The sequence below is a fragment of the Dactylosporangium sucinum genome (genome assembly GCF_014647515.1).
Classification (GTDB): Bacteria; Actinomycetota; Actinomycetes; order Mycobacteriales; family Micromonosporaceae; genus Dactylosporangium; species Dactylosporangium sucinum.
In genome coordinates this window covers 293-26,886 of sequence record NZ_BMPI01000057.1, presented here as the reverse complement: position 1 = coordinate 26,886, position 26,594 = coordinate 293, and the positions used below count along the sequence as shown (strand labels likewise).

The following is a 26,594-nucleotide window of genomic DNA, read 5'->3' as shown; positions in this document are numbered from 1 at the left end:
GAGCCTTCGGCGTTCCGCGGCGGCTGCCGCGGACACGGCGTGAGACTCGCAACTGCGGCATCGGTCGGAACAGTCGAAGGCGGCGCGCGGCATGCAGGACGCAGGGGAGCGGGTGGCCTCCCGGATCGAGATCCACGGCACGGTGCAGGGCGTGGGCTTCCGCCCGTTCGTCTACCGTCTCGGCCGCGACCTCGGCCTCGACGGCTGGGTCCGCAACGACGGCGGCCTCGTCGTGATGGAGGCGGCCGGCCCGGCGGAGGCGATGCGGGCGCTGCCCGCGCGGCTGCGCGCCGACGCCCCGCCCCACGCCCGGGTTCACGAGGTGCGCATCGGCGAGCCGCGGGGCCGTGCGCCGGCGTACGGGACCGGTTTCCGCGTCGACCCGTCGTCACCGGCGAATCGGGTCGCGACGGGTGACGACCTCGCCCGGATCCCACCCGACCTGGGCATGTGCGACGCGTGCCGCACGGAGCTGCTCGACCCGTCCGACCGCCGCCACCGCTACGCCTTCGTCAACTGCACCGACTGCGGCCCGCGTGCGACGATCCTCGACGAGTTGCCCTACGACCGCGAGCGGACCACCATGCGGTCGTTCGCGATGTGCGAGGCGTGCGCGGACGAGTACGCCGACCCGGCCGACCGCCGCTTCCACGCCGAGCCGATCGCCTGCCCGGCCTGCGGTCCGCAGCTGACCTGGCGTGCCGCGGCCGGGGACCGTCGTGGCGACGACGCCCTCGACGCGGCCGAGACCCTCCTGCGCGGCGGCGGCATCCTCGCGCTCAAGGGGCTGGGCGGCTACCAGTTGGTGTGCGACGCCACCGACCAGGCCGCCGTCGCCCGGCTGCGCGCCCGCAAGCACCGTCCCGCGAAGCCGTTCGCGGTCATGGTGACCGGCCCCGAGGAGGCGGCCATGCTGGCCGGCCTCACCCCGGCGGAGGTGGCGCTGATGACCTCGGCGGCCCGGCCGGTGGTCCTCGTCGCCCGCCGCGTGGGCGGCCCGCTGGCCACCGCGGTGGCACCCGGCACCGACCGGCTCGGCCTGTTCCTCCCAGCGACGCCGGTGCACCACCTGCTGTGCGCCGACCTGGCCCGCCCACTGGTCGTGACGAGCGGCAACCTGGCGGACGAACCCATCGCGATCGACGACGGCGACGCCGGGCGGCGGCTCGGCGGGCTGGCCGACGGGTTCCTGGGCCACGACCGGGTGATCCGGTCGCGGTACGACGACTCCGTCGTCCGCGTCGCCGCCGGCCGCCCGTCGGTCGTGCGCCGGGCCCGCGGCTACGCACCCGAACCGCTCGGCCTGCCCTTCCCTGCGCCCGAGCCGCTGCTGGCCGTCGGTGGCCAGCTCAAGCACACGTTCACGATCGCCCGGGACGGCACCGCGATCGTCGGCCCGCACACCGGCGACCTGGAACGGCAGGACGCGCTCGAGGCGTTCACCACGAGCCTGCGGCAGCTGTGCCGCGTCGCCGGTGCCGAGCCGCGGGTCGTCGCCCACGACCTGCATCCGGGGTACCTCTCGACGCAGTACGCGACGGCGTTGCCACTGACCCGGGTCGCGGTCCAGCATCACCACGCGCACGTCGCGTCGTGCGCCGCCGAGCACGGCATCACGGGCCGCTTCCTCGGCGTCGCCTACGACGGGCTCGGGCTCGGCGACGACGGCACCCTGTGGGGCGGCGAGGTGCTGCTGGCCGACCTGCGGTCGTACCGGCGGATCGCCCGCTTCGGCCGGGCGCCGCTGCCCGGCGGCGCCGCCGCGGTGCGCCGCCCGGCCCGCATGGCGCTCGGCTACCTGTTCGGGGCCGAACGGCTCGGCGACGGTCCCCGGCCGCCGCTGGAGGCGCTGGCGGCGCCGCTGCTGCGGCGGCTGCCCGAGGCCGAGGTCGGCACCGTGCGGCGGATGGTGAGCCGGGGCGTCAACTGCCCGGCCGCGTCCAGCGCGGGCCGCCTCTTCGACGCGGTCGCGGCACTGCTCGGGCTGGCCGACAACGCGACCTACGAGGGCGAGGCGGCCGTCACGCTCGAAACGCACGCGGCCGCGCACGGCGCCGCCCCGGCCCTGCCCTGGCGCCTGACGACCCGTGACGGCCTCGTCGTCTACGACCCCGAGCCGACGCTCCACGGGGCGTTGCAGGCCCTGCGGGACGGGGCGGACACCGGCTCCGTCGCCGCCGCGTTCCACGCCACCCTCGCCGCCGTGACGGTCGCCGTCTGCACGCGCGCCGCCGAGCGGCACGGCACCGCGGTGGTCTGCCTGTCCGGCGGCGTCATGCAGAACCGCGTCCTCGTCGAGTCGCTGGTCGCCGGGCTCGCCGCGGCGGGGCTCACGCCGCTGGTCAACGAGCGGGTGCCGGCCAACGACGGCGGCCTCAGCTACGGCCAGGCCGCGGTCGCCGCGGCCCGGGGACGAGGGGAGTGATCGCATGTGTCTCGGCGTGCCGGGCCGGGTCGTGGCCGTGACCGACGGCGGCGGGCTGCCCATGGGAACCGTCGACTTCGGCGGAGTGCAGCGTGAGGTGTGCCTGGCCTACACGCCGGAGGCCCGGGTGGGTGAGTACGTCGTCGTGCACGTCGGGTTCGCGATCAGCCGGCTCGACGAGGACGAGGCGCGGCGGACGCTGGCGGTACTGCAGGCCATGGGCGACGCCGTCGAGCGCGAGCTGACGCCAGAGGGGATGGAGCCGTGAAGTATCTGCGGGAGTACCGCGACCCCGACCTGGCCCGGCGGCTGCTCGCCCAGCTCGGCGCGGAGGCCACCCGGCCGTGGACGCTCATGGAGGTCTGCGGCGGGCAGACCCACACGGTCGTGCGGCAGGGACTCGACGAGCTGCTGCCGGCCGGGATGCGGATGATCCACGGCCCCGGCTGCCCGGTCTGCGTCACCCCGCTGGAGCTCATCGACAAGGCACTCGCCATCGCCGCGCGCGACGGCGTCGTGTTCACCTCCTACGGCGACATGCTGCGCGTTCCCGGCAGCGACACGAACCTGCTCGCGCTGCGGGCCCGTGGCGCGGACGTGCGGGTCGTGTACTCGCCGCTGGACGCGGTCCGGGTCGCCGCCGCACACCCGGACCGCCAGGTCGTGTTCTTCGCCGTTGGGTTCGAGACCACCGCCCCGGCCAACGCCATGGCCGTCCTGCGGGCGCACCACCTCGGGCTGCGCAACTTCAGCATGCTGGTCAGCCACGTGCTCGTGCCACCCGCGATGACCGCCATCCTCGACGCGCCGGACTGCGAGGTCCAGGCGTTCCTCGCCGCGGGGCACGTATGCGCGGTCATGGGCTGGACCGAGTACGAGCCGATCGCCGCCCGCTACCGCGTGCCGATCGTCGTGACCGGGTTCGAGCCGCTGGACCTCCTCGAGGGGCTCCTGATAGCGGTGCGGCAGCTCGAGGCCGGCCAGGCGGCGGTGGCGAACCAGTACGCCCGGGCGGTGCGCCGCGCCGGCAACGCCACCGCGCAGGACACGATCCGGCGCGTCTTCCGCATCGGCGACCGGGCCTGGCGCGGCATCGGCCCCATCCCGGCCAGCGGGCTGGCCCTCACGGACGAGTTCGCCGCCTACGACGCGGAGCTGCGCTTCGCGGTGGACGCACTGACCACCCGCGAGCACCCGGACTGCATCTCCGGCGACATCCTGCGCGGCACCCGCCTGCCGACCGACTGCACCGCCTACGGCACGCTGTGCACCCCGCGCGCACCGCTCGGCGCGCCGATGGTCTCGTCCGAGGGCACCTGCGCCGCCTTCCACGCCGCCGGCCGCGGCCTGGCGGCGGGCGAGGTGACGGCCCGTTGACCGCGGTCGACCCGGCCCGGGCCGCGTGCCCCGCGCCGCCCCACGAGACCGAACGGGTCCTGCTCGGGCACGGCAGCGGCGGGCGGCTCTCCGCCGAGTTGCTCGGCCATGTGCTGCTGCCCGCCCTCGGCGCGCCACCGGACGCCGTGGCCGAGGACGCCGCCGTCGTCACCGTCGCCGGCGCGGAGCTCGTGCTCACCACGGACGCGTTCGTGGTCGACCCGCTGGTCTTCCCCGGCGGCGACATCGGCCGCCTCGCCGTGCACGGCACCGTCAACGACCTGGCGATGATGGGTGCCGCGCCGGTCGCGCTCGCCCTGGCGTACATCATCGAGGAGGGCTTCCCGATCGCCGACCTGCGGCGGCACACGGCCTCGGCCGGTGCGGCCGCCGCGGAGGCGGGCGTGCGGATCGCCACCGGCGACACCAAGGTGGTCGGCCGGGGCGCCGCCGACGGGCTGTACGTCACCACCACCGGGCTCGGCCGGCGGCTCCCCGGCGCGCGGATGTCGGCCGGCGCCGCCCGCCCCGGCGACGCGGTGCTGCTGTCCGGACCGATCGGCCGGCACGGCATGGCGATCCTCGGCGCCCGGGAGTCACTCGGGTTCGAGGCGGAGATCGCCTCCGACACCCGGTCCCTGCACCGGCTCGCCGCCGCCATGGTGGCGCGGGGCGGCGCGGCGCTGCACGCGATGCGCGACCCCACCCGCGGAGGGCTGGCGGCGGCGCTCAACGAGATTGCCGCCGCCTCCGCGGTCGGGATTATGATCGACGAGGAGGCGGTGCCCGTCCCGGCGCTCGTGGCCGCCGCGTGCGACCTGCTCGGCCTCGACCCGTTGCACGTCGCCAACGAGGGCTGCCTGGTCGCGATGGTCGCCGCCGACGCCGCCGACGCCACGCTGGCGACGATGCGCGCGACCCCGGAGGGCCGCGACGCGGTCCGGCTCGGCACCGTCGTCGCCGACCATCCCGGCCGCGTCGTCATGCACACACTCATGGGCGGCCGGCGCGTCGTCGACGTGCTCGTCGGCGAACAGCTGCCCCGGATCTGCTGAGGTGGGGACGATGGAGGCCAGGGTCATGCTCGCCGGCCTGGACGGGCTTTTCGAGGCGCTGCACGCCGACGGCCGCACGATCGTCGGCCCCACCGTCCGTGCCGGGGCCGTCGTGCTCACCGAGCTCACCGACGCCGCCGAACTGCCGTACGGCTGGCGCACCGAGGTCGAGGCGGGCACCTATCGGCTGCGGCCGGGCGACGAAGGGCTGGCGTTCACCCACACGTCGGGCCCGCACTCGTGGAAGCAGGTGCTGCACCCACCGCGCGAGCGGCTGTTGTCGGCCGACCGTGGCCCGGACGGCTTCACCGTCACGGAGCAGCCGGTGGCCCGGCGGTCGCTCGCCCTGTTCGGGGTGCGGCCGTGCGACCTGCGCGCGATCGGCGTGCTCGACCACGTCCTCGGCGACGGCACACGCTACGCCGACCGCCGCGCGGACGTCCTGACCGTGGTGGTCAACTGCACCGAACCCGGCGCCGCGTGCTTCTGCGTGTCCGCCGGCGGCCGTCCTGGCGCCGACGACGGCTATGACATCGCGCTGACCGAGCGTCCCGGCGGGCACTACCTGGCCGCCGCCGGCACGCCCCGTGGCGCGTCGGTGCTGGACCGGGTGCCCGCCACGCCGGCGTCCGGCGCGGACGTCGAACAGGCCGCCGAGGCCGTCGAGGCGGCGGCGGAACGCATGGGCCGGACCGTGCCCGAGACCGACCTGCGCGCGCTGCTCGCCGGCAACCTCGAGCACCCGCGCTGGGACGACGTCGCCGCACGGTGCCTGACCTGTGGCAACTGCACCATGGTCTGCCCGACCTGCTTCTGCACCTCCGTCACCGACACCACCGACCTGACCGGCGACCACGCCGAACGGTGGGAGACCTGGGAATCCTGCTTCGACCTCGACTTCAGCCACCTGCACGACGGCCCGGTGCGCGGCTCCGGCCACGCCCGCTACCGGCAGTGGCTCACCCACAAGTTCGGGACCTGGCACGACCAGTTCGGCGAGTCCGGCTGCGTCGGCTGCGGCCGCTGCATCGTCTGGTGCCCGGTCGGCATCGACGTCACCGAGGAACTGCACGCCCTGGCCGCGGGGGACCAGCCGTGAGCACCACCCGCGAGCTGCTCACGGCGCACCCGTTCCTCGCCGGCCTGGCCGACGGCGACATCGGGCGGCTGGAGCGCCTGACGCATCCCGAAGCGTTCCCGGCCGGGACGCGGCTCTTCGAGGAGAACGGGCCGGCGGAGCGGTTCTGGCTCATCCAGGACGGACAGGTCAACCTCGACATCCGGGTGCCCGGCCGCGGCGACGTCATCATCGAGACGCTCGGTCCCGGCACGGTCCTCGGATGGTCCTGGCTGTTCCCGCCGTACCGCTGGCACTTCGCCGCCGTGGCCGCCGGACCGGTGCTCTGCATCGCCGTCGACGGCGCCGCCGTGCGGACCCTGTGCGACGCCGACCCGGCCTTCGGCTACGAGCTCACCCGCCGGTTCATGGCCGTCGTCGTGGACCGCATGCAGGCCACCCGGATGCGGCTGCTCGACCTGTACCGGGTGGCGGCATGACGACGATGACGCCGGCCCGCTACCGGGTCGCCGACCGCGCCGACGAGACCGGCGACACGGTCACGCTCGCCCTCGAACCGGTCGACGCGCCGCTGCCGGCGTTCCGGCCCGGCCAGTTCGCCATGCTCTACGCCTTCGGTGTCGGCGAGATCCCGATCTCCGTCTCCGGCCGGTACGGCGCCGACGGCCTCCTGCACACGGTGCGCACCGTCGGCGCGACGAGCGGCGCGCTGTGCCGCGCCGAGCCAGGCACGACGCTCGGCGTCCGCGGGCCGTTCGGCCGCGGCTGGGCCCTGCCCGCCCCCGACGGGGCGGACGTCGTGGTCGTCGCCGGTGGCCTCGGCCTCGCCCCGCTGCGCCCGGCGGTCCGGCACGCGAAGGCCCACCGCGACCGCTACCGAAGCGTGACGGTGCTCATCGGCGCCCGGACCCCCGCGGACCTGCTGTATCCCGCCGAGTACGACGAGTGGCGGTCCGCCGGCGTCGGCGTCCACACGATCGTCGACCGGGCGGCCGCCGGCTGGACCGGCCGCGTCGGCGTGGTGACCGCGCTGTTCGACCAGCTGCGGGTCCACCCGGCCGAGACCGTCGCCTACGTGTGCGGACCCGAGGTCATGATGCGCTTCGTCGCCCGTGACCTCGCCCGGCTCGGCGTCCCCCCGGGGCGGCTGTGGCTGTCGCTCGAACGCAACATGCACTGCGGCATCGGGCACTGCGGCCACTGCCAGCTCGGCCCGCTGCTGCTGTGCCGCGACGGGCCGGTCGTCGCCTTCGACACCGCTGGTCCCCTGCTGTCCACGAGGGAGCTGTGATGGTCAAGCCCAAGCTGGCCGTGTGGAAGTTCGCCTCCTGCGACGGCTGTCAGCTGACGCTGCTCGACTGCGAGGACGAGCTGCTGCCGCTCGCCGACCACGTCGAGATCGCCCACTTCCTCGAGGCCTCCAGCGCCGACGACCCGGGACCGTACGACGTCTCGCTCGTCGAGGGCTCGGTCACGACGGCGGCCGACGTCGAGCGGATCCACCGCATCCGCGAGCAGTCGGGCATGCTGATCACGATCGGCGCCTGCGCCAACGCCGGCGGCGTGCAGGCCCTGCGCAACTTCGCCGACGTGGAGCAGTTCCGGTCGGTCGTCTACGCCAGGCCGGAGTACGTCGCCACCCTGGCCGACTCCACACCGATCGCGGCGCACGTGCCGGTCGACCTCGAGTTGCCCGGCTGCCCCATCGACCGCGGCCAGCTCATCGAGGTGCTCACCGGCATCCTCGCCCGCCGCCGGCCGGCGCTGCCCGTGCACAGCGTCTGCCAGCAGTGCAAGGTCCGCGGCACCCCGTGCGTCACCGTCGCGAACGGCACGCCGTGCCTCGGGCCGGTGACCAGGGCCGGCTGCGGCGCGCTGTGTCCCGCGTACGGCCGCGGCTGCTACGGCTGCTTCGGACCGATGGCCCAGCCCAACACCGCTGCCCTCGTCGCGTCGCTGCGGGCCAACGGCATGAGCCCGCAGGACGTCGCCCGGGTGTTCCGCACCTACCACGTGGCGAAGCCCGAGTTCCAGGCCGCGGCCGAGCAGGGGGAGCGCGGATGACGCACCGGCACGACCGAGCGTTGCGGGTCGCCGCCCTCGCCCGCGTCGAGGGCGAGGGGGCGATGCACGTGCGGGTCGACGACGGCGTGGTGACCGACGTGCGGCTCGACATCTACGAGCCACCCCGGTTCTTCGAGGCGTTCCTGCGCGGGCGCGGGCACCGCGAACCGCCGGACATCACGGCGCGCATCTGCGGGATCTGCCCGGTGGCGTACCAGATGAGCGCCTGTCTGGCGATCGAGGACGCCTGCGGCACGCGGGTGAGCGAGCCCGTCGCCGAGCTGCGCCGCCTGCTCTACTGCGGCGAATGGGTGGCCAGCCACGCGCTGCACGTCTACCTGCTGCACGCACCCGACTTCCTCGGCTACCCGAGCGTGGTGGAGCTCGCGCGCGACCACCGCGCCGCCGTCGAACGCGGGCTCGCGCTGAAGCAGGCCGGCAACGCGATCCTGGACCTCGTCGGCGGGCGGGCGATCCACCCCGTCAACGTGCGCGTCGGCGGCTTCTACCGGGCGCCGTCCCCGGCCGAGCTGCGGGCGCTGGCCCGCGACGTCCTGCGGCCGGCGCTCGACGACGCGCTGGCCACCGCCGAGTGGGTCGCCGGGTTCACCTTCCCCGACTTCACCATCGACCATGAGCTGCTCGCCCTGGTCGACCCGGACCGGTACCCGATCGACCGCGGCGCGCCCCGGACGTCGGCCGGGCGGTCGTTCGCGGTCGCCGACTTCGAGCAGCACATCGTCGAGACCCAGGTGGAGCACTCCACCGCCCTGCACGGCCGGCTCGCCGCCGCCGCCGCCGGAACCTACCTGACCGGCCCGCTCGCCCGGTACAACCTCAACCACGCGCGGCTGTCGCCCCTGGCGCGCCAGGCGGCCGCCGGGGCGGGGCTGGGCGACCTCTGCGACAACCCGTTCCGGAGCATCGTCGTGCGGGCGGTCGAGATGGTCTACGCCATCGACGAGGCGCTGCGGCTGATCGACGCCTACGAGCCGCCCAGCCCGTCCTGGGAGGAGGTCGTCCCGCGGGCGGCGACCGGCTGGGGTGCCACCGAGGCACCGCGCGGCACGCTGTTCCACCGGTACGGACTCGACGCCGGCGGCACCATCGACTCCGCCCGGATCGTCCCGCCGACCGCGCAGAACCAGCCGGCCATCGAGGCCGACCTGCGCCGGTTCGTCCAGGACCGGCTGCACCTCGACGACGAGCGCCTCACCGCCGCGTGCGAGCAGGCGATCCGCAACTACGACCCGTGCATCTCGTGCGCCACACACTTCCTCGAGCTCACCGTGGAGCGCCGGTGAGACCCGAGGCCGTCGTCATCGGGGTCGGCAACCCGTACCGGCGCGACGACGGCGTCGGCCTGGCCGTCGTCGACCGGCTCCGCGCCGCCGGCCTGCCCGGCGTGACCCTGGCCGAGAGCGACGGCGAGGCCGTCGCGCTGATCCTGCTGTGGCAATGCCGCCGCGTCGCCGTCGTGGTGGACGCGGTCCGCGCCGATCCGCCGCACCCGGGCCGCATCCACCGCATGGCGATGCCGGAGCCGGGACGGGTGAACCGGCCCGGTGGGACGCACGCGACCGGTCCGGCCGACGCGGTGGCGCTGGCGCGCACGCTGGGCCGCCTTCCGCAACGCCTCGTCCTCTACGGCGTCGAGGCGGCCGACACCGGCTACGGCTGTGGTCTGTCGCCCGGTGTGGCCGGTGCCGCCGACCGGCTGGCGGCCCGGATCGCCGACGAGCTGCGCGCCGCGACCGGAGGTCGGGACCAACGTCCCTGACCGCACGCCGATCGCGGCGAGAGGCTGGAGGTGAGCCGGGCAACGGCCCGGCACGAACCGATGAGGAGGAACGATGCACGCCAAGGACATCATGAGCACCCCGGCGTACACCGTGCACGCCGACGCGCCGGTCTCGGAGGCGGTCACGCTGCTGGAGCGGCGCTCGATCACCGCCGCCCCGGTCGTCGACGAGCACGACCTGCTCGTCGGCCTCGTCAGCGAGGTCGACCTGCTCAAGAACCAGGCCCGAACCGGCGCGGCGCCATCCGCCACCGCGCAGCGGGTGCGCGACGTGATGTCGGGCCTGCCCGTGACCGCCTGGCCCGAGGCCGACGTCGCCGACTTGGCCGACGCCATGGTCCGCCGGGCCGCGCACACCGTGCCGGTCGTGGTCGAGGAGCACGTCGTCGGCGTCGTCAGCCGCTGCGACGTGCTGCGGACGCTGCTGCCGACCGACGACGCCGCGCAGCGCGAGGCGCAGCACCGCCTCGACGTCTACGCCGACGGGCGGCGCCGCTGGCCGGTGACGGTGCACGAGGCCGCCGCGACCATCGGCGGCGAGTTCGACGACGAGGCCGAGCGGTCCGCGGTGGTGGCCCTCGTGCGAACCACACCGGGCGTCACCACCCTCCAGGTGCGGGCCCGCGCCGCCTGAGCGCCGGCGCCGATGTCACCCGCCGCGGGTGGTGATGCGGCCTGCCGGTGAGGCGAACGGTCGTACGTGTGTACATCGGAGCGGCGCGGGCCCGCGCGCTCCGGGCACGTGCGGGAGGCCGCATGACGGTGACGAACGCGGTCCGGGGTCGCCTGATGTCGTGTCTGCTGCCGGCCACACCGCCGCCGCTGGCGGTCGGCGTGGTTGTGGCGGTGGCCGTCGTCGCTGCCGAGACGGCCCTGCTGGGGGCCGTCCGTACCGCCTCGCCGGCGACCCAGCCGAGCGCCGCCCTCTACATCCTCGGCGTGCTGGCGGTGACGACCGTGTGGGGCGCCCGGCTCGGCGTCCTGACCGCGCTGGCCAGCACGGTGGCGTTCAACTACTTCCACGTCGGGTCGAACGGTCTGCACCTGACCGTGTCCCAGGACCTCGTGCGAGCCGTGATCTTCGCGACCGTTGCGCTGGTCAGCAGCGGGCTGGCCAATGTCGCCCGATCGCGCACCATCGAGGCGCAGCAGCGGGCGGCCGAGGCGGACCTGGCCGCCGAACTGGCGCGCCTCATCCTCGGGCAGGACGACCTGGGAGCCGGGCTGCGGGCCGGCTCGCGGCACCTCGCGACCCGGCTCGGCCTGCCCAGCGCGTCGATCGAGCTCGCCGACGCGCCGGGACGGGACGAGGTCGGCGGCGCGGTGGTGCTCGGGCTCGGTGACGGACCGCGCCGCGTGGGGCGGCTGGTCCTGCCGGACGCCACACCACCGGCGGCGGTGGGCCGGATTCGTGACCGCGTCGGCCCGGCACTGGAGTCGATCCTGCGCACCGCCCTCGACCGCCGCGAGCTCGTCGGCACGCTGCGGGTGAGCCAGCGGGCGACCCGGGCGCTGCTCGCGGAGCAGGCCGCACTCCGGCGGGTTGCCACGATGGTCGCCGCCGGCGGGCCACCGGCGGAGGTGTTCGCGGCGGTGACCGCCGAACTGCACCGACTCTTCGAGGGGTTCAGCACCGCCCTGATCCGGTACGAACCGGACGGCACCGTCAGCTCGATCTGCGCGCGCGACGCGGACGGGCGGCTGCTCCCCGAGAGCCCGAGCCTGCCGATCTCCGGGGAGAACGTCGCCGGCGTCATCCTTCGCACCCGCCGTACGGCACGAATCGACTACGACGCCGCCACCGGTCCGATCGCCGAGGGGGCGCGGGCAATCGGCGTCCACAGCGGTGTCGGCGTGCCCATCGTGGTCGACGGAGAGCTCTGGGGCGTCGCCCTCGTCATGTCGGCGCGGACGGATCCCGTGCCTGCCGACGCCGGGGCCCGCCTGCAAGGCTTCACCGAGCTCGTCGCCACCGCCATCGCGAACGCCGAGAACCGCGCCCAGCTCGTCGCGTCCCGTGTCCGGCTCGTCGCCGCGGCGGACGACGCGCGGCGCCGCATCGAACGGGATCTGCACGACGGGCCGCAGCAGCGCATCGTCTCGCTGGCCCTGCGGCTGCGCATCGCGGAGGACTCGGCGCTGGACGACCGGTCGGCGGTGCGGCAGCTGTTGCGCGACACCGTGGGGAGCCTCACCGAGATCCACGAGAGCATGACCGACCTCGCCCGCGGCATTCACCCGGCGCTACTGACCCAGGGTGGGCTCGGCCCGATGCTGCGCACCCTGGCCCGGCGCAGTGCCGTGCCGGTGGAGCTGCAGCTGCGCGTCGAGCAGCGGCTGCCCGAGCGGGTGGAGGTGGCGGTGTACTACGTGGTGTCGGAGGCGCTCACCAACATCGCCAAGCACGCCCAGGCGTCGGTCGCCTGCGTCACGGTGGCCACGGACGAACGAAACGTCCGGCTGTCGGTCCACGACGACGGGGTCGGCGGGGCCGATCCGAGCGGTGGCACCGGGCTCGGCGGACTGCGTGACCGCGTCGAGGCCCTGGGCGGGCGGTTCAGCGTCGTCAGCCCGCCGGCGCAGGGCACGACACTGACCGCCGAGATTCCGGTCGCCGAGCCGGACCCGGTCGCCGCCGCGGTGTCCGTTCCCGATGCCGCCGCCCGCTGAACGCCCGGCGGTGCGGGAGCATGTCCAGGGACGGTCCCGGCCGGGTCAGCCGCGCGCCAGCTCGGCGACCACCTCGACCATCTCGGCCGCCGGGCGGCGCGGTGCCCTGCGCGGCAGCGGTCCGGGCGCCGGCACCCCGATCCGGACGCCGACCGCCGGGTGGCCGACGTTGCCGAGCATCCGCCGCAGCGTGACGCGCGCGGTGGGCTCCTCGACCAGGTCGCTCATCGCGGACGTGGCGAGCCCCTCGGCGGTGGCGGCGAGCAGCACGGCGGACAGCGTCACGCCGGCGCGGAGCCAGTCGGCGGGGCCGTCGCCGTCGGTCACGACGATGCCGTAGCGCGCCTCGCGGTCGGTGACGTCGGCGTCGCTGTAGATGGCGGGCACGTAGCCGGCGGCGGTGAAGTCGCGGATGGGCACCGGCCGCAGACCCGGCCGTGCGATCGTGTCGACGGGCACGCCGTCGCGGCCCACGCCGGGCGGCCGCAGCCAGGCCAGCAGCTCGGCGCGGTAGGCGGGGTCGGCCATCTCCTCGGCCGCCGAGCGCCCCGCCGCGGCGATCACCTCGACGAGCTCCTCCGCCCGCACGAGGTGCAGCCGGGCGCCGGCCCGCTGGGCGGCGTCGCGCACCCGTTCGAGCGCCGCCTCGGGCACCCGGGTGCCCGAGAACGGGCGCCGGTCGGACCGGCGGGCCGCGATGGCGTCGCGCAGGCGTTGCGCCGCGGGCGACGGCTCGGTCTCTCCGCGGTACCGGATGATCGCCATCAGGTCGGGTGCACGGTCGTCCGGCAGCAGCTCCACCGCGAAGTCCGCGCCGCCGGCGGCGAGCGTCACGCAGGCGTGGTGCAGCGCGGCGCCGCAGCTGAGCACCAGCAGGCGCCGGTCCGGGTCGATCCTGGCCAGGCGGCGGCTCGGGTCGGCGGACAGGGACGCCGTGCCGCGCTCGACGTGCCAGCGCCACGGCTGGGTGTTGAGCACGGACGGCGCCTGCAGCGCGGCCACGGCCGCGTCGGTGAGGGTCCGGCTCGCCGGGCCGACGAGCATGGTCATGACGACCTCCCCGCCGCCGCGACCGGCTCGCGCTGGGCCGGGATCCGGCTCGGGCCGTGGGCGACCAGGACCGGGCAGGCGGCGTGCCGCAGGACGCGACTGGCCACCGACGGCCTCGACGGCTGGACCCCGTCGGCCGGGCACCGGGTGCCGAGCACCAGCAGGGTGGCCCACTGCGAGGCCACGGTGAGCGCCACGACCGGGTCACCGGGCTCGCTGCGGACCTCGACCTCCACCAGCGGGTACCGCTCGCGCCACGGCGCGGCCGCCGCGCACAGCGCCTCGTGGACGACGGTGGCCGCGTCGCACAGGTCGGTGGCGCGGTCCTCGCCCGGGCGCCACAGCTCCAGATGCCGCCAGGCCTGCAGGACGACGAGCCGGCTGCAGCGGGCCGCGGCCTCCTCGAACGCGAGGCGCAGCGCGCGCCTGGCGGGGGCGGAGCCGTCGAAGCCGACGACGACCGTCCCGTCGCGGGGCAGCGCGGCGTCGGGGGCCGCCCACCGCTGGGCCTCGTGGACCACGAGCACCGGGGCGTCGGCCCGGGCGGCGAGCTCCCGGCTGACCGAACCCAGTGGCTCGGCCGTGCGGCCGGACGCGCCCCGCCCGCCGACCACGACGAGCCGGGCCTCCTCCGCCATGTGCCGCAGGACGTCCACCGGCGTTCCGGAGTGGGTCTCGCCGACCGCGGCGACGCCGACGCACCACCGCCGGGCCTCCACCGCGGCGGCGGCCGCGGCGAGGTCCGCGCCCTTGCCCAGCTCCTCGCCGGGCGGGACGGCGGTCACCGCCACCAGCGTCCGGGTCCACCGGCAGGCCTCGTCGGCGGCCCAGCGCACCGCACCCATGCTGTCGGCCGATCCGTCGACCCCGACGACGACCGGCCCGAACTCGTAGGCCATCGGAAACCTCCTCGCGTCTCGCGCCGCAGTGGTCCCTCACTGCCATTTTCCCTCGGCCCGCCGGTCCCGCGACAAGGGCCGAACGACCCGTCCAACGGCTCCCGTGCGGGGTGCCGTTCGGCCCTGCCGGGCGGCTCGCGGCCGGTCGTACGTTCGGCCCAGGAGCCCGAAACGACGCAGAGGAGGCCGAGATGAGCCGCTGGAACGTGGCCGACGTGATGACCATCGGCGCGGTGTCCGTCCAGGAGGACACGCCCTTCAAGGAGATCGTCGATCTGCTGGAGGCGCACGAGGTGAACGCGGTGCCGGTCGTCGACCGGTTCGACCGGGTCGTCGGCGTCGTCTCGTCCGCCGATCTCACCCCGAAGATCGAGTTCGCGGGCGACGACGAGCACTTCCGGCTGTTCGAGAACCGGCAGACCCGCCAGGCCCGCGGCAAGGCGCACGCGACCGCGGCGGGGGAGCTGATGAACGCGCCGGCGGTCACGGTCATGTCGACGACCTCCCTCGTGGCCGCCGCCCGGATCATGGACTCCGCCCAGCTCAAGCGCCTGCCGGTGGTCGACGAGCTGGGCCGGCTCATCGGCATGGTCACCCGCCGCGACCTGCTCAAGGTGTTCCTGCGCTCCGACGCCGAGATCCGCCGCGAGATCCTCGCCGAGGCCGTCGACGGCCTGGTCGGGGTCGACGCCGCGAGCCTGCGGGTCGAGGTCGACGACGGCGTGGTGACGCTGCTGGGTGAGGTCGAGCGCGCCGCGGTGGTGCCGTCGCTGGTCCGGCAGGTCGAGCGGGTCGACGGCGTCGTGGACGTGGTGAGCCACCTGTCCGCCGTCGACGACACCGACGACGCGCGACCCGGCTACCGGTCGCCGGTCATGTTCTGAACGGGGCGGGCGGGCCGAACGGGCCCGCCCCGCCTCACCGCAGCGGCAGGCCGAGCTCCCGGCCGGCCCGCCGCAGTTCGTCGCGGGCGTCGGGGTGGGCGGCGTGGTCGAGGATCTCCTGCGCCTGCTCGGCCGAGTCCCGGCCCCAGATCCGGGCGGTGCCCTGCTCGGTGACGATGCAGCTGTGCTGGAACGAGGTCACCGGGCCGGTCAGCAGCGGTACCACCGCCGAGACGTCGGCCCTCGGGTGCCAGGAGCGCAGCGCGATGATCGCGTGGCCGCCCGGCGAGTGCATGGCGCCCACGATGAAGTCGGTCTGCCCGCCGAACCCGGAGTGGGTGCGCGCCCCGACCCGGCTCGCGTTCGCCTGGGCGAACAGGTCCACCTGCAGGGCGCTGTTGACGCTGAACAGCGCCGGCTGCGCCGCGATCGTGCCCGGGTCGTTCGTCGTCTCGGTGCGCAGCATCCGCACCCGCGGGTTGCGGTCGACCCAGTCGTACAGCTCGGCCGAGCCGAAGCAGAACGAGGCCGTCACCGGCGTGTCGTGGTCGAGGCAGCCGGCCTTCTCCAGCGCGAGCGCCCCGTCGGAGAACATCTCCGACCAGATCCGCAGGCCGCGCCGGTCGAGCAGGGCGCCGAGCGCGGCGTCGGGGATCGCGCCGATGCCCAGCTGCAGCGTGGCCGCCTCGGGGATGAGCGCGGCGACCCGCTCCCCGATCGCGGCCGACATCCCGTCGGGTGCCGCGGCCACGGGCGTGGTCAGCGGCTCGTCCGCCGCCAGCAGGTAGTCCACGGCGTCCAGCGGCAGCTGCGCGTCGCCGTACGTGACCGGCATCGCGGCGTTCGCCTGCGCGACGACGATCCCGCCGCGGGCGCGGGCCGCCTCGACCGCGGCCGGCAGGACGTTGACCTCGACGCCGAGGCTCACCGTGCCGCCCGACGGCCGGGCGGTGTGCAGCAGCACGACGTCGGGCTGAAGGCGCTGGCGCAGGAGGGCGGGCACCAGCGACAGGCGGCACGGGAAGTACCGCAACCGGGCGTGGCCCCGCATGCCCGGCCCGACGAACGCCGTCTCGTAGCCGACCCCCGGCCGGTCCGGGATGCCCGGCTGCGCGTTCAGCATGAACAGCCGGAACTCGGCCACGGCGGCGTCGGCGATCGTCAGCAGCCGTTGCGGCGCCGCGAAGTTGCCGCTCGCGACGATCCGCGGCGTGCCGGGCAGCGCGGCGAGGATGCGGGCGAGCTCCGGCTCGGTCACCAGGCGCGTCACCGGCCGGACCTCCGGCCGGCGCCGACCAGCGCGCCCCGGGGGAACGCGGTCGTCCTCGGCAGCGGCCGGTCGCCGGGCTCGCGGAGCACCACCGTGCGGAGGTCGCGGCGCGGTCCGGCCGGCGCCGGCTGGGCGTGGCCGACGCGCAGGATCATCTGCGGGCACCAGCGGACGTCCGGGTCGATGAGGTACCGCCGGAACTCCGGCACCTCGAGGGCCTGGGTCATCGGCTGGGTGGCCAGGCCGTGCACCGTCGCGGTGAGCAGCACCCGCTGCAGCGCCCGCCCGGCGGCCACCCAGCCGCCCGGCGTGTCCCGGCGGCTGTGCAGCACCACCAGCAGCGGGTGCCGCTCGAAGCGGGCGGCGGTGCGCTCCACCGCCGGCAGGGTGAGGCCGAAGTCGCGCAGCGGCAGCGGGGCCGTCGTCGCGCGCGGCCCGAACGTGCGGGCCGGGACGCCGTCGCGCCGGGTGCCGTCGGCGTCCGTCCAGCGGGCCAGCTCGCACCGGTACGCCGGATCGGCGCGCTGCCGCTCGTCGGCCGCCTGCGTGAGGGCGAGGACGGCGCTGCGGCGGACCGGGTCGAGGACGGTCAGCCGGATGTCCGGGGCCTGCGCCGCCAGCCGCAGCGCGGTGAGGGCGTCGGCCCCGACCGGCGCGGCCGAGTACGGGCCGCGGTTGGTGCGGCGGTGACCGATCGCCGAGGCCAGGACGAGCACGCCCGCGCCGGGCTCGCGGCGGGGCCCGAGCACCACGCGGCCCGGCCCGGCGAGGCGGGACGTCCAGCCCGCGGCGGCCAGCGCGAGGCGGAGGTTGCACACGGCGGCACCCACGCTCAGGTGCATGGCCCGGCCGTCGGGGTCGATGACCGCCAGGGCCCGCCGCGGGTCGGTCAGCACGTCTATCCGATCGGTACCGAGGCGGAACAGCCACGGCTGGGTGTTGTGGGCCGAGGGCGCCGTGAGGGCGGCGCGCACGCAGGCCGCGGCCGTGCGGTCCGGGAGGCGTTCGTCCATGCCCCGACCCTGACCCACCGGCGGGCGGCCGGCCAGGGGCGATGGTCCCGCCCGGGGCGGGACCCGGCTGAGGCCGGCCCGGGGCCCGGGCGAGGCCCGCGGAAGGTCCCGGGTCGCACGGGCCGTTCGGCCCTGGCGGCGGCCCGCGAGCGGCGGCAGTGTCGACGGGATCGGGAAGGAGCACGATGGCACAACTGCGGTCACTGAGCCGGGAACGCTGCCTGGAACTGCTGGCGTCGGTGCCGGTCGGCCGGGTGGTGTTCACGCAGCGTGCGCTGCCCGCGATCCGGCCGGTGAACCACCTGCTCGACGACGGCACGATCGTCATCCGGACCAACCTCGGCGCCGCGCTCGGCTCGACCGCCACCGCCAACGGGCCGGTGGTCGTCGCGTACGAGGCCGACACGATCGACGTCGGCGCCCACGCCGGCTGGACCGTGGTCGTCACCGGTACCGCGCGGCTGATCCTCGACGAGGAGCGCGTCGCCCGGTACGAGCGGCTCCTGCAGCCGTGGGTGGACGACACGATGAACTGCGTCGTCGGCATCGACTGCGACCTCGTCACCGGCTACGAACTGGTGCCGGTCCCGTCGTGATGTGACCTTCGGCCCGTGTGCCGGTCCCGCTCGCGCGGCACGGTGAACGCAGGACGCGAGAAGGGAACAGGTCGATGCAACCGCTGCTGGTCCGTGACGTGATGACCCGGAACGTGGTGACCGTCGCCCCGGGCGCCGGCTACCGCAGGATCGTCGACCTGCTCGTCGAGATGGGCGTCAGCGCCCTGCCGGTGACCGGCGACGACCGGCGGGTGCTCGGCGTCGTCTCCGAGGCCGACCTGCTGCACAAGGTCGAGTTCAACGGCGCCGACGTGCACGCCCGGCTGTTCGAGCGGCGGCGCGACCGCGTCGCCAAGGAGAAGGCCGGCGGCGAGACCGCCGAGCAGCTCATGACCGGACCCGCCGTGACCGTGTCCGCGGACGCGACGCTCACCCGGGCCGCGCAGCTCATGGAGCACCACCGGGTGAAGCGGCTGCCCGTCGTGGACGACGACGAGCGGCTCGTCGGCGTGGTCGCCCGCCGCGACCTGCTGCGGCGATACCTGCGCGACGACGACGAGATCCGCGGCGCGGTCATCGACGGCGTGCTGCGCGGCGTCCTGTGGCTCGACCCGATGGAGGTCGTCGTCGCCGTCAAGGAGGGCCACGTCACCCTCGCCGGGCAGGTGGACCGCCGCAGCACCGCGCAGATCGCCGTCCGCCTGGTCCGGGCGCTCGACGGCGTCGTCGGCGTCACCGACGACCTGGAATGGGGCTTCGACGACACGACGGTGCAGCACCGCTACACCTTCGACGTCTGAGGTGCAGGCAGATGCCACCGCACAGCGTCGTCGCCGGGTACGACGGGTCCGCGGCCGCGTGGGCGGCGGCCCGCTACGCCGCCGCGGAGGCGGACACCCTCCGCCTGGTCCACGCGCCGCTCGACCGGGCCGCCTACGCCGCCCTGGGCCAGCTCGGCCTCGCCGACGACGCCCAGACCGCGGCCCGGCGGCTCGTCGACGCGGCCCGCGCCGCACTGCTGCACGAGCACCCCGGGCTCGAGGTGCGGGCCGTCGTCGCCGACCGGGCCCCGGCCGCCGCGCTCGTGCGCGCCACGCGCTCGGCCGACCTGCTCGTCCTGGGCCGGTACGGCGGGCGCACCGCCGCGCACGTCCTCGCCTACGCCGGCTGTCCGGTCGTGGTGGCGGGCGTGGCACCGGACGCCACCGGCCCGGTGGTGCTCGGCCTCGACGACGCGGTACCGCACGCGCCGGCCCTCTGGTTCGCCTTCGACGCGGCCGGCCGCCGGGGCGCGGCGCTGCGGATCTGCCACGTCCTGCCCCCGGACGGCGCCGCCGGCCCGGACGCGCGCCGGCGGCTCAGCGAGGCCCTGGCCGCCTGGCGGCCGGCGTTCGCCGAGGTGCCGGTGGCGGTCGACGTCCTGGCCGGCCTCGACCCGGCCGCCCGCCTGCTCGACGCCGCCGCCGGCGCCTCCCTCGTCGTGGTGGGCAACCGCCACCGCGAGCCCGGCGCCGTCGCGGCGGCCGTGGTCGCCAACGCCACCTGCCCGGTCGCCCTGGTGCGGGACGCGCCCCGCCGGGCCCGGCTCCCCGTGCCGAGCCCTTCGATACGAGGGATGTGAGGACCGTGACCATCATCGTCGAGGCGCCGGTCGCGGCGATCGAGCGGCTCGTGCACCGGGCCGCCCGGGCGCCTGCTGCCGCACGTGATCCGGCACAACGGGGCGGTGCCGGGGAAGCTGACCGCCTGGCCGAAGTACGAGCGGTACGTCGCGCCGCAGCGGTACCAGGACATCGCCCGCATGCTCGGCCTGCCGGCCGCCACGCCCGAGGAGGGCGTCGAGTCCTACGCCGCCGCGGTCGGGCGGCTGCGCGCCGAGGCCGGCATCGAGCCGTCGTTGCGGGCCGCCGGCGTCGACGAGGCGGCGTTCCTGGACGCCCTGCCGCAGCAGGCCATGAACGCGTACCTCGACCAGTGCGCCCCGGCCAACCCCCGCATGCCCATGCTCGCCGACCTGCGCGAGCTCATGCGCAGCGCCTACTACGGCTGAGGAGTCCGTCATGACGCAGCACCCACGCGCGGAGATCGACCAGCTGGCCGAGGCGTCGATCGCCGCCCTGCGCGCCCCGTCCATCCTCAACACGCAGCCCTGGCGGTGGCGCCTGGCGAGCAGCCACACCGAGCTGTGGGCCGACCGGGCCCGGCGGCTCGACGGCATCGACCCCGACGGGCGGCTGTTGCTGCTCAGCTGCGGCGCCGCCCTGCACCACGCGGTCGTCGCGCTGCGGGCCGCCGGGTACGCGGCCGACGTCGAACGCCTGCCCGACCCGGAGCGGCCCGACCTGCTCGCCCGGATCCGCCAGGGCACGCCCGGCCCGGCCGACGGCGAGCTGTACCGGGCGATCTACCGCCGCCGCACCGACCGGCGGCCGTTCGGCGACCGGCGGCCCGGCGACGCCGTGCTGGCCGAGCTGCGGTCGGCGGCCGAGCGGCACGCGGTACACCTGCACGTCGTGCGGGCCGACCAGGTCACCGCGTTCGCGTCCGCGGTCGCCCACGCCAACGCCGTGGAGCGGTCCGACGACCGGTACCGCGCCGACATCCTGGCCTGGACGACCCGCCCGCGGCAGGAGCGCGACGGCGTCTCGGCCCGCAGCACCGTGCCGACCGGCCCGCGGACGCTCACACCGCGGGACCTGAACCTGGCCGCGCCCGCGACGCTGGACCCCGGCCCCGGCAGCGATCTGGGCACGGTGTACCTCGTCCTCGTGGTCGACGCCGAGGCGCCCGCCGCGTGGCTCGCCGCCGGGGAGGCCCTCTCCGACGTCTGGCTCACGCTCACCGCGCGCGGGCTGGCGGCCTCGCCCATCAGCGAGGTCGTCGAGGTCGAGTCGGTCCGGACCGCGCTGCAGCGGCTGCTCGGCGGCGTCGGCCACCCGGCGATCGCGCTGCGGGTCGGCCACCCGGCGCCGGACGCCGCACCGGTCCCCGTGTCGACCCGCCGTTCCGGCACCGATACTGTCGGACTACCGGGTCAACCATGACCATGAGGTGGGGAACATGACAGAACAGGCCACCCAGGCGCTGGTCGGCGCGGCGCAGACCGCCCGGCTGGCGCCGTCGGTGCACAACACGCAGCCGTGGCGCTGGGTCGTGCGCGGCGACCGGCTCGAGCTGCACGCCGTGCCCGCGCGGCAGCTGCAGGAGCAGGACCCGAGCGGCCGGCTCATGCTGGTCAGCTGCGGGGCCGCCCTGCACCACGCCCTGGTCGGCCTGGCCGCCGAGGGCTGGACCGCCGAGGTCGAGCGCCCGGCCGGTGAGCCGCTCGCCGTCGTGCGGGCCGTCGCGCACGAGCCCGCCGACCCGCACGCCATGCAGCGCCTCCAGCTGCTCCAGGTGCGGCACACCGACCGGCGGGTGGTCAGCCCGGAGCCGGTGCCGCCCGGGGTCCGCCAGGCCCTCGTCGACGCGGCCCGCCAGGCCGGCGCCCGGCTGCACGTGCTGCGCCGCGACGAGGTGCTGCAGCTCGCCGTGATGGTGGAGCACGCCGACGAGGCGCACCGCCGCGACGAGCGGATGCGCGCCGAGACCGCCTCCTGGGTCGGCGGCGACCGGCCCGAGGGCTCCGGCGTCCCCGCCGCGGTCCTGCCGGCCGAGCTGCCGCTGACCACCGTGGCCGAGCGCGACTTCGGCGTGACCGGCACCCTGGCCGCGGGCGAGGGCCACGACACCGCCGCGTCGTATGCGGTGCTCTACGGCGACGCCGACGAGCCGGACCACTGGCTGCGCGCCGGCGAGGCGCTCGGCGAGGTGTGGCTGTGCGCGACGGGGCACGGCACGACCGTGCTGCCGCTGAGCAGCCCGGTCGAGCTGGACTTCACCCGGCAGGCGCTGCGGCGGATGCTCTCCGACACCGGCTATCCGTACCTGGTGCTGCGGCTCGGGGTCGCCGACCCGGACCACGCGGGCCCGCCGCACACGCCGCGGCTGCCGGCGGAGCAGATCATCGAGGTCGTGGAGTAGCAGCCCGCAGCACGCTCAACCGGTGCTGGTGCTCCTGGTGTCTCCACCATCCCGCTCGACACGGCGGCGGGGCAGGGCCGGACGTCCCGGACCTGCCCCGCCGGCAGCCACCCGCGGTCAGCGGACGGTGGTGCGCCGCTCCAGCTGGGACAGCAGGCGGTCCTGCAGCAGGTCCACCGCCTCGTACGGGGTGTCGGCGTGCGCCTCGGCGTGCAGGACGTGTCCGTTGAGGTCGATCTCCGCGCGGGCCGTCACCGGCCGGGACGCGGCCGGGTTGCCGATCCGGTCGAGCCGGACCCGGGCGTACAGCACCGGTGTGCCCGTGTGGCCGATCGCCGCGGTGACCTTCTCCCGGGCGTATCCGGCGATCCGCGGTTCCATGCCCGGCTGGACCTGGACCCTGACGTCGACCTCGGGGTGTGTGCGAGACATCGTTGCCGTCCCTTCATCGGTGGAGCCTGTGATCATTCGACCGCGGCGGCGGCGCCGGTCACAGGGCCGTTGGTCCCGGCCCGGCGGGTCGCAAGGGCCGTGACCGCGCCCGGCACCGCCGCGACCACGGCGCACGCGGCCAGCTGGAAGACCGTGAGCGGCTCGGTGCCGAGCAGGTCCCGCAGCGGCGCCAGCCACACCGCCGCCACCTGCAGCAGCAGCGACAGCGCGACGGCGGCGTCCAGGCTGCGGTTGCGGGCCCGGCCGGCCCGCACCCGCAGCGCGAGGGCCACCCCGAGCTGGGCCAGGCCCAGCGTCACGAACAGCACGGTGCGCCAGGGACCGCCGGTGTGCGCCGTCCAGAGCGCCGCGCCGAGGACCGTGGCCGTGATGAGCGCGCCGATGAGCGCGATCCGCCCGGTGAGCCCGCCGAGGACGGCCTGGTCGGGCCGGCGGGGCGGGCGGCGCATCAGGCCCGGGTACGCCGGCTCGCCGCCGAGGGCGACGCCGGGCAGGCCGTGGGTGATCATGTTGATCCACAGGATCTGGGCGGGCAGCAGCGGCACCGCCAGGCCCAGCCACGGCCCGGCGAGCATGACCAGGATCTCGGCGACCCCACCGGCCAGGGCGTACACCAGGAACCGGCGGATGTTGGCGTAGATGCGCCGCCCCTCGCGGATCGCGCGCCCGATCGTGGCCAGGTCGTCGTCGGCGAGCACCAGGTCGGCGGCCTGCCGGGCGGCCTCGGTGCCGCCGCGGCCCATCGCGACGCCGATGTCGGCCCGGCGCAGCGCCGGCGCGTCGTTCACCCCGTCGCCGGTCATCGCCACGACGTGACCCTCGCGCTGGAGCCGCTCGATGATGGTGAGCTTCTCCTCGGGCCGGGTGCGCGCGTACACGGCCGCCGCCGGGTCGTCGCCGGGCCGGACCAGGCCGACCCGCGTGGCGACGGCGGTCGCGGTGGCCGGGTGGTCGCCGGTGATGAGGATCGGCCGGATGCCGGCGGCGTGGAACGCGGCGACGGTGGCCGGTGCCGCCTCGCGGACCGGGTCGGTGAGCACCACCAGCCCGAGCAGGCGCAGCCCGTCGTCGAGGCGGTCGTGGCCGGGGCGCTCGTCGTGGTGCGCGGCGGCGACGGCCAGCACCCGGTATCCGTCGTCGGCGAGCCGCGCCGCGCCGAGGGCATCGCCGGTGAGCAGCACGTCCGGGGCGCCCTTGACGACGACCAGGTAGCCGCCGTCCGGGTCGGCGTGCACGGTGGTCATCCGGCGGCGCTCGGCGTCGAACGGCACCTCGTCGACCCGGGGGAAGCGGGAGCGGAGCGCGACGGCGACACCGCAGCGCCCGGCGGCGGTCAGCAGCGCGGCCTCCATCGGGTCACCGACCGGGGTCCAGGACCCGTCGGCGGTCGCCAGGTCGGCGTCGGTGCACAGCACCAGCGCCCGGGCGAGCTCCAGGCCGTCGGGGCCGGGCGGCGGTTCGGCGGTACCGTCCGGGTCGTAGCCCCGGCCGGAGAAGGTGATCGTCGCCCCGTCGGGCAGCACGAACCGGTCGACGCTCATGAGGCCCTCGGTGAGGGTGCCGGTCTTGTCGGTCGCCAGGACGGTGACCGAGCCGAGCGTCTCGACGGCCGGGAGGCGCCGCACGATCGCCGACCGGCGGGCCATCCGGTGCGCGCCGAGCGCCAGCGAGAGGGTCACGACGGCCGGCAGCGACTCCGGCACCGCGGCCACCGTCAGGCTGACCGCGGCGAGCAGCATCTCGGTGACCGGCTGGCCGCGCAGCACGCCGACGGCGAACACGACCGCGGACAGGGCCACCGCCACGACGGCGAGCACCTTGCCGAGCCCGGCGAGGCGCCGCTGCAGCGGGGTGGCCCGGCGGGGCTGCCCGGCGACGAGCGCGGCGATGCGGCCCAGCGCGCTGTCGGTGCCGGTCCGCACGACCACGCCGATGGCCCGGCCGGTGGCGGTGACCGACCCGGCCGACAGCTCCTCGCCGGCCGCCCGCGCCACCGTCATCGACTCGCCGGTGAGCGCCGACTCGTCGGTGGTGAGCCGCACGGCCTCGACGACGCGCAGGTCGGCCGGGACGACGTCGCCGGCCTCGACCCGCACCAGGTCCCCGGGCACCAGCTCGCCGGCCGGCAGGACGGCGTCGGCGCCGTCGCGGCGGACCCGCGCGAGGGGTGCCGCCATGCGCCGCAGCGCCGCGACGGCCCGGTCGGCCCGGATCTCCTGGATCACGCCGATGGTGGTGTTGAGGACGATGACGAGGGCGATCACCGCCAGGTCGGCCACGTCGCGCAGCACGGCGGTGACCGCCATCGCGGCCAGCAGGACGATGATGAGCGGGTCGCGCAGCTGGGCGACGATCCGCCCGGCGACCGACGGCGGCCGCGCCGCCGGCAGCTCGTTGCGCCCCGTCGTGGACCGGATCTCGGCGGCCCGGGCCGTGGTGAGACCCGCCGGCGCCGACGTGGTGGTCGTCATGCATCCACCGTGACCCGCGCACCGGCCCGGCGTCAGGGCCGAAGGTCACCCCGGCGCCGGGCCGTCGCCCGCCTACCCGTGGGCGATGAGCACCGGGCACTCCGCGTGGTGCATGAGCTGCTGGCCGACCGAGCCGAGCAGCAGGCCGGTGAACCCGCCGTGGCCCCGGCTGCCGACGACGACGAGCTGCGCGGTGTGCGAGACGCCGACGAGCACCTTCGCCGCCCGCCCGACGGCCACCCGGGCCTCCAGCACGACGTCCGGGTACTTGCCGGCCCAGCGGGCGAGGGAGGCGTCCAGCGCGGCGTGCTCCTGCGCCCTGATCTCGCTCAGCGGCAGCACCGGCCGGATCGGGGGCACGTGGGCGCGGATCGCGACGAGCCCGGCGCCGCGGGCGCGGGCCGCCTCGAACGCGAGGCCGAGCGCGGTGTCCGAGCCGGGCGAGTCGTCGGTGCCGACGACGACCGGGCCGTCGGTCGCGGTGGTGCGGCCGCGGACGACCGCCACCGGGACGTGGGCGTGGGTGGCGACCTGCTGGCTGACCGAGCCCATCACCAGGTTGGTCAGCCCGCCGGCGCCCCGGTTGCCGACGACGAGCAGCCGGGCGCCGGCGTCGCCGACGTCGAGCAGCGTGGCCGCGGGCAGGGCGTCGACGGCGGTACCGATGACGTCGAGGCCGGTGCCGCGCCCGCGGACCCGGTCGACGGCCTCGGCGACGAGCTCCTCGGCCGACCGGGCGGTGGCCTCGGTCATCTCGGGGGCGATGTCGTAGTACGCGCCGGGCCAGGCCACCCGGTAGGCGTTGACGACCTGCAGCTGGGCCTGGGCCCGTTCCGCCTCGGCGGCGGCCCAGTCGACGGCGGCCAGCGCCTCGGCCGAGCCGTCGTAGCCGACGACGACGCGCCGCCGGTCAACCAGTGTGTTCATGGCTCCTCCTCGGGGAGTGGTCAGCGGGTGTCCGAGCCGCCCGCCGTGACCGCGCTGCGGCCGGCTTCGAGGCGCGCGACCGGGACGCGGAACGGCGAGCAGGACACGGAGTCGAGCCCCGCGTCGTGGAAGAAGTGGATGGAGTCGGGGTCGCCGCCGTGCTCGCCGCAGACCCCGATGTGCAGGTCCGGGCGGGCGGCGCGGCCCTCGTCGACGGCGATGCGCACCAGCCGGCCGACGCCGTCGCGGTCGATCGACTCGAAGGGGGAGACGCCGAAGATGCCGAGTTCGAGGTACCGCGAGAAGAACGCCCCTTCGACGTCGTCGCGGGAGAAGCCCCAGCCCATCTGGGTGAGGTCGTTCGTGCCGAACGAGAAGAAGTCGGCGGCGCGGGCGATCTCGCCGGCGGTCAGCGCGGCGCGGGGCACCTCGATCATCGTGCCGATGCGCGCGTCGACGCCGAGCTCGCGCAGGATCCGCTGGGCCTCCTCGCGCACGGCCTCCAGCTCCTCGACGGCGCCGACGAGCGGGACCATGATCTCGGGCCGGGCGCCGTCGACCAGCCGGGCCGCCTCGG

Annotated in this window: 27 protein-coding genes; 19 read left to right on the top strand and 8 right to left on the bottom strand. The window is 76.0% G+C overall.

What is annotated here, in order from left to right:
- Positions 1 to 91: 91 nt before the first annotated feature.
- The 12 genes from hypF (at position 92) to IEZ31_RS40905 (ending at position 12,470) form a co-directional block, all read left to right on the top strand.
- Positions 92 to 2,425 carry a carbamoyltransferase HypF gene (hypF, locus tag IEZ31_RS40960; protein ID WP_190255512.1) on the top strand — a complete coding sequence of 778 codons (2,334 nt, stop codon included), beginning with the start codon at positions 92 to 94 and terminating at the stop codon, positions 2,423 to 2,425.
- 4 nt (positions 2,426 to 2,429) lie between these two features.
- Positions 2,430 to 2,693, top strand: a complete 264-nt coding sequence (locus IEZ31_RS40955) for a HypC/HybG/HupF family hydrogenase formation chaperone (RefSeq protein WP_190255511.1) — start codon at positions 2,430 to 2,432, stop codon at positions 2,691 to 2,693.
- Positions 2,690 to 3,802: a hydrogenase formation protein HypD gene (hypD, locus tag IEZ31_RS40950; RefSeq protein ID WP_190255510.1), complete on the top strand. Its 1,113-nt coding sequence runs from the start codon at positions 2,690 to 2,692 to the stop codon at positions 3,800 to 3,802. Before IEZ31_RS40955 ends, hypD begins: the two co-directional genes overlap by 4 nt.
- Positions 3,799 to 4,857 carry a hydrogenase expression/formation protein HypE gene (gene hypE, locus IEZ31_RS40945; protein WP_190255509.1) on the top strand — a complete coding sequence of 353 codons (1,059 nt, stop codon included), beginning with the start codon at positions 3,799 to 3,801 and terminating at the stop codon, positions 4,855 to 4,857. Before hypD ends, hypE begins: the two co-directional genes overlap by 4 nt.
- A gap of 10 nt (positions 4,858 to 4,867) precedes the next feature.
- On the top strand, positions 4,868 to 5,956 hold the full coding sequence (locus tag IEZ31_RS40940) for a 4Fe-4S dicluster domain-containing protein (RefSeq protein WP_190255508.1): 1,089 nt from the start codon (positions 4,868 to 4,870) through the stop codon (positions 5,954 to 5,956).
- Positions 5,953 to 6,414, top strand: coding sequence for a cyclic nucleotide-binding domain-containing protein (locus IEZ31_RS40935; protein ID WP_190255507.1), 462 nt, complete (start codon positions 5,953 to 5,955; stop codon positions 6,412 to 6,414). Before IEZ31_RS40940 ends, IEZ31_RS40935 begins: the two co-directional genes overlap by 4 nt.
- Positions 6,411 to 7,226 (top strand): FAD/NAD(P)-binding protein, encoded by an 816-nt coding sequence (locus tag IEZ31_RS40930; protein ID WP_229836459.1) that lies wholly within the window; start codon positions 6,411 to 6,413, stop codon positions 7,224 to 7,226. Before IEZ31_RS40935 ends, IEZ31_RS40930 begins: the two co-directional genes overlap by 4 nt.
- Positions 7,226 to 7,999 carry an NADH-quinone oxidoreductase subunit B family protein gene (locus IEZ31_RS40925; RefSeq protein WP_190255506.1) on the top strand — a complete coding sequence of 258 codons (774 nt, stop codon included), beginning with the start codon at positions 7,226 to 7,228 and terminating at the stop codon, positions 7,997 to 7,999. The genes IEZ31_RS40930 and IEZ31_RS40925 overlap by 1 nt, the downstream gene beginning before the upstream one ends.
- Positions 7,996 to 9,303 (top strand): Ni/Fe hydrogenase subunit alpha, encoded by a 1,308-nt coding sequence (locus IEZ31_RS40920; protein WP_190255505.1) that lies wholly within the window; start codon positions 7,996 to 7,998, stop codon positions 9,301 to 9,303. Before IEZ31_RS40925 ends, IEZ31_RS40920 begins: the two co-directional genes overlap by 4 nt.
- Entirely contained in the window at positions 9,300 to 9,779 is a 480-nt protein-coding gene (locus IEZ31_RS40915) for a hydrogenase maturation protease (RefSeq protein ID WP_190255504.1), read from the top strand. Before IEZ31_RS40920 ends, IEZ31_RS40915 begins: the two co-directional genes overlap by 4 nt.
- A gap of 73 nt (positions 9,780 to 9,852) precedes the next feature.
- Positions 9,853 to 10,434: a CBS domain-containing protein gene (locus tag IEZ31_RS40910; protein ID WP_190255503.1), complete on the top strand. Its 582-nt coding sequence runs from the start codon at positions 9,853 to 9,855 to the stop codon at positions 10,432 to 10,434.
- A 122-nt stretch (positions 10,435 to 10,556) separates the two neighbouring features.
- The gene (locus IEZ31_RS40905) at positions 10,557 to 12,470 is read left to right on the top strand and encodes a sensor histidine kinase (RefSeq protein WP_190255502.1); all 1,914 of its coding nucleotides are present in this window, start codon (positions 10,557 to 10,559) and stop codon (positions 12,468 to 12,470) included.
- A 45-nt stretch (positions 12,471 to 12,515) separates the two neighbouring features.
- On the opposite strand, the gene IEZ31_RS40900 is transcribed toward IEZ31_RS40905, so the two are convergent.
- The gene (locus IEZ31_RS40900) at positions 12,516 to 13,520 is read right to left on the bottom strand and encodes an Acg family FMN-binding oxidoreductase (RefSeq protein WP_190255501.1); all 1,005 of its coding nucleotides are present in this window, start codon (positions 13,518 to 13,520) and stop codon (positions 12,516 to 12,518) included.
- Complete coding sequence (locus IEZ31_RS40895) at positions 13,517 to 14,419, bottom strand: universal stress protein (RefSeq protein WP_190255500.1); 903 nt, start codon at positions 14,417 to 14,419, stop codon at positions 13,517 to 13,519. Before IEZ31_RS40895 ends, IEZ31_RS40900 begins: the two co-directional genes overlap by 4 nt.
- Positions 14,420 to 14,610: 191 nt before the next feature.
- Here IEZ31_RS40895 and IEZ31_RS40890 point away from each other — a divergent pair, with 191 nt between their 5' ends.
- Positions 14,611 to 15,303, top strand: coding sequence for a CBS domain-containing protein (locus IEZ31_RS40890; RefSeq protein ID WP_190255499.1), 693 nt, complete (start codon positions 14,611 to 14,613; stop codon positions 15,301 to 15,303).
- Between the two features lie 34 nt (positions 15,304 to 15,337).
- Here IEZ31_RS40890 and IEZ31_RS40885 read toward each other — a convergent pair whose 3' ends face one another.
- Both IEZ31_RS40885 and IEZ31_RS40880 read right to left on the bottom strand, forming a co-directional pair.
- Positions 15,338 to 16,573: an acetyl-CoA hydrolase/transferase family protein gene (locus tag IEZ31_RS40885; protein WP_190255498.1), complete on the bottom strand. Its 1,236-nt coding sequence runs from the start codon at positions 16,571 to 16,573 to the stop codon at positions 15,338 to 15,340.
- On the bottom strand, positions 16,570 to 17,586 hold the full coding sequence (locus IEZ31_RS40880) for an Acg family FMN-binding oxidoreductase (RefSeq protein ID WP_190255497.1): 1,017 nt from the start codon (positions 17,584 to 17,586) through the stop codon (positions 16,570 to 16,572). The genes IEZ31_RS40885 and IEZ31_RS40880 overlap by 4 nt, the downstream gene beginning before the upstream one ends.
- Before the next feature lie 185 nt (positions 17,587 to 17,771).
- Between IEZ31_RS40880 and IEZ31_RS40875 the strand changes: the two genes are divergently transcribed.
- The 6 genes from IEZ31_RS40875 to IEZ31_RS40850 all read left to right on the top strand — a co-directional run bounded on the left by IEZ31_RS40875 (position 17,772) and on the right by IEZ31_RS40850 (position 22,166).
- The gene (locus tag IEZ31_RS40875) at positions 17,772 to 18,182 is read left to right on the top strand and encodes a pyridoxamine 5'-phosphate oxidase family protein (RefSeq protein WP_190255496.1); all 411 of its coding nucleotides are present in this window, start codon (positions 17,772 to 17,774) and stop codon (positions 18,180 to 18,182) included.
- A 74-nt stretch (positions 18,183 to 18,256) separates the two neighbouring features.
- The gene (locus IEZ31_RS40870) at positions 18,257 to 18,943 is read left to right on the top strand and encodes a CBS domain-containing protein (protein ID WP_190255495.1); all 687 of its coding nucleotides are present in this window, start codon (positions 18,257 to 18,259) and stop codon (positions 18,941 to 18,943) included.
- Positions 18,944 to 18,954: 11 nt separating this feature from the next.
- Positions 18,955 to 19,764 (top strand): universal stress protein, encoded by an 810-nt coding sequence (locus IEZ31_RS40865; RefSeq protein WP_190255494.1) that lies wholly within the window; start codon positions 18,955 to 18,957, stop codon positions 19,762 to 19,764.
- 84 nt (positions 19,765 to 19,848) lie between these two features.
- Positions 19,849 to 20,193, top strand: a complete 345-nt coding sequence (locus IEZ31_RS40860; protein WP_229836457.1) for an iron-containing alcohol dehydrogenase — start codon at positions 19,849 to 19,851, stop codon at positions 20,191 to 20,193.
- A 10-nt stretch (positions 20,194 to 20,203) separates the two neighbouring features.
- A complete protein-coding gene (locus tag IEZ31_RS40855) occupies positions 20,204 to 21,187 on the top strand; it encodes an Acg family FMN-binding oxidoreductase (RefSeq protein WP_190255493.1) in 984 nt (327 codons plus the stop codon).
- 16 nt (positions 21,188 to 21,203) lie between these two features.
- Positions 21,204 to 22,166, top strand: a complete 963-nt coding sequence (locus IEZ31_RS40850) for an Acg family FMN-binding oxidoreductase (RefSeq protein ID WP_190255492.1) — start codon at positions 21,204 to 21,206, stop codon at positions 22,164 to 22,166.
- 117 nt (positions 22,167 to 22,283) lie between these two features.
- Here IEZ31_RS40850 and IEZ31_RS40845 read toward each other — a convergent pair whose 3' ends face one another.
- From IEZ31_RS40845 to IEZ31_RS40830, 4 genes are all read right to left on the bottom strand, one after another.
- Positions 22,284 to 22,598: an HPF/RaiA family ribosome-associated protein gene (locus tag IEZ31_RS40845; protein WP_190255491.1), complete on the bottom strand. Its 315-nt coding sequence runs from the start codon at positions 22,596 to 22,598 to the stop codon at positions 22,284 to 22,286.
- Between the two features lie 32 nt (positions 22,599 to 22,630).
- Positions 22,631 to 25,090, bottom strand: a complete 2,460-nt coding sequence (locus IEZ31_RS40840) for a cation-translocating P-type ATPase (protein WP_190255490.1) — start codon at positions 25,088 to 25,090, stop codon at positions 22,631 to 22,633.
- A 72-nt stretch (positions 25,091 to 25,162) separates the two neighbouring features.
- Entirely contained in the window at positions 25,163 to 26,017 is an 855-nt protein-coding gene (locus tag IEZ31_RS40835) for a universal stress protein (RefSeq protein WP_190255489.1), read from the bottom strand.
- A 20-nt stretch (positions 26,018 to 26,037) separates the two neighbouring features.
- The coding region (locus IEZ31_RS40830; RefSeq protein WP_308429479.1) for a putative PEP-binding protein at positions 26,038 to 26,594 on the bottom strand (557 nt) is incomplete at its 5' end.

Coding starts and splice junctions, on each gene's coding strand:
- IEZ31_RS40855 (WP_190255493.1), top strand. CDS start 20,204: ATGACGCAGCACCCACGCGCGGAGATCGACCAGCTGGCCGAGGCGTCG.
- IEZ31_RS40905 (WP_190255502.1), top strand. CDS start 10,557: ATGACGGTGACGAACGCGGTCCGGGGTCGCCTGATGTCGTGTCTGCTG.
- IEZ31_RS40880 (WP_190255497.1), bottom strand. CDS start 17,586: ATGGACGAACGCCTCCCGGACCGCACGGCCGCGGCCTGCGTGCGCGCC.
- IEZ31_RS40955 (WP_190255511.1), top strand. CDS start 2,430: ATGTGTCTCGGCGTGCCGGGCCGGGTCGTGGCCGTGACCGACGGCGGC.
- hypF (WP_190255512.1), top strand. CDS start 92: ATGCAGGACGCAGGGGAGCGGGTGGCCTCCCGGATCGAGATCCACGGC.
- IEZ31_RS40940 (WP_190255508.1), top strand. CDS start 4,868: ATGGAGGCCAGGGTCATGCTCGCCGGCCTGGACGGGCTTTTCGAGGCG.
- IEZ31_RS40875 (WP_190255496.1), top strand. CDS start 17,772: ATGGCACAACTGCGGTCACTGAGCCGGGAACGCTGCCTGGAACTGCTG.
- IEZ31_RS40930 (WP_229836459.1), top strand. CDS start 6,411: ATGACGACGATGACGCCGGCCCGCTACCGGGTCGCCGACCGCGCCGAC.
- IEZ31_RS40865 (WP_190255494.1), top strand. CDS start 18,955: ATGCCACCGCACAGCGTCGTCGCCGGGTACGACGGGTCCGCGGCCGCG.
- IEZ31_RS40850 (WP_190255492.1), top strand. CDS start 21,204: ATGACAGAACAGGCCACCCAGGCGCTGGTCGGCGCGGCGCAGACCGCC.
- IEZ31_RS40920 (WP_190255505.1), top strand. CDS start 7,996: ATGACGCACCGGCACGACCGAGCGTTGCGGGTCGCCGCCCTCGCCCGC.
- IEZ31_RS40925 (WP_190255506.1), top strand. CDS start 7,226: ATGGTCAAGCCCAAGCTGGCCGTGTGGAAGTTCGCCTCCTGCGACGGC.
- IEZ31_RS40900 (WP_190255501.1), bottom strand. CDS start 13,520: ATGACCATGCTCGTCGGCCCGGCGAGCCGGACCCTCACCGACGCGGCC.
- IEZ31_RS40895 (WP_190255500.1), bottom strand. CDS start 14,419: ATGGCCTACGAGTTCGGGCCGGTCGTCGTCGGGGTCGACGGATCGGCC.
- IEZ31_RS40910 (WP_190255503.1), top strand. CDS start 9,853: ATGCACGCCAAGGACATCATGAGCACCCCGGCGTACACCGTGCACGCC.
- IEZ31_RS40845 (WP_190255491.1), bottom strand. CDS start 22,598: ATGTCTCGCACACACCCCGAGGTCGACGTCAGGGTCCAGGTCCAGCCG.
- IEZ31_RS40840 (WP_190255490.1), bottom strand. CDS start 25,090: ATGACGACCACCACGTCGGCGCCGGCGGGTCTCACCACGGCCCGGGCC.
- IEZ31_RS40870 (WP_190255495.1), top strand. CDS start 18,257: ATGCAACCGCTGCTGGTCCGTGACGTGATGACCCGGAACGTGGTGACC.
- IEZ31_RS40835 (WP_190255489.1), bottom strand. CDS start 26,017: ATGAACACACTGGTTGACCGGCGGCGCGTCGTCGTCGGCTACGACGGC.
- IEZ31_RS40890 (WP_190255499.1), top strand. CDS start 14,611: ATGAGCCGCTGGAACGTGGCCGACGTGATGACCATCGGCGCGGTGTCC.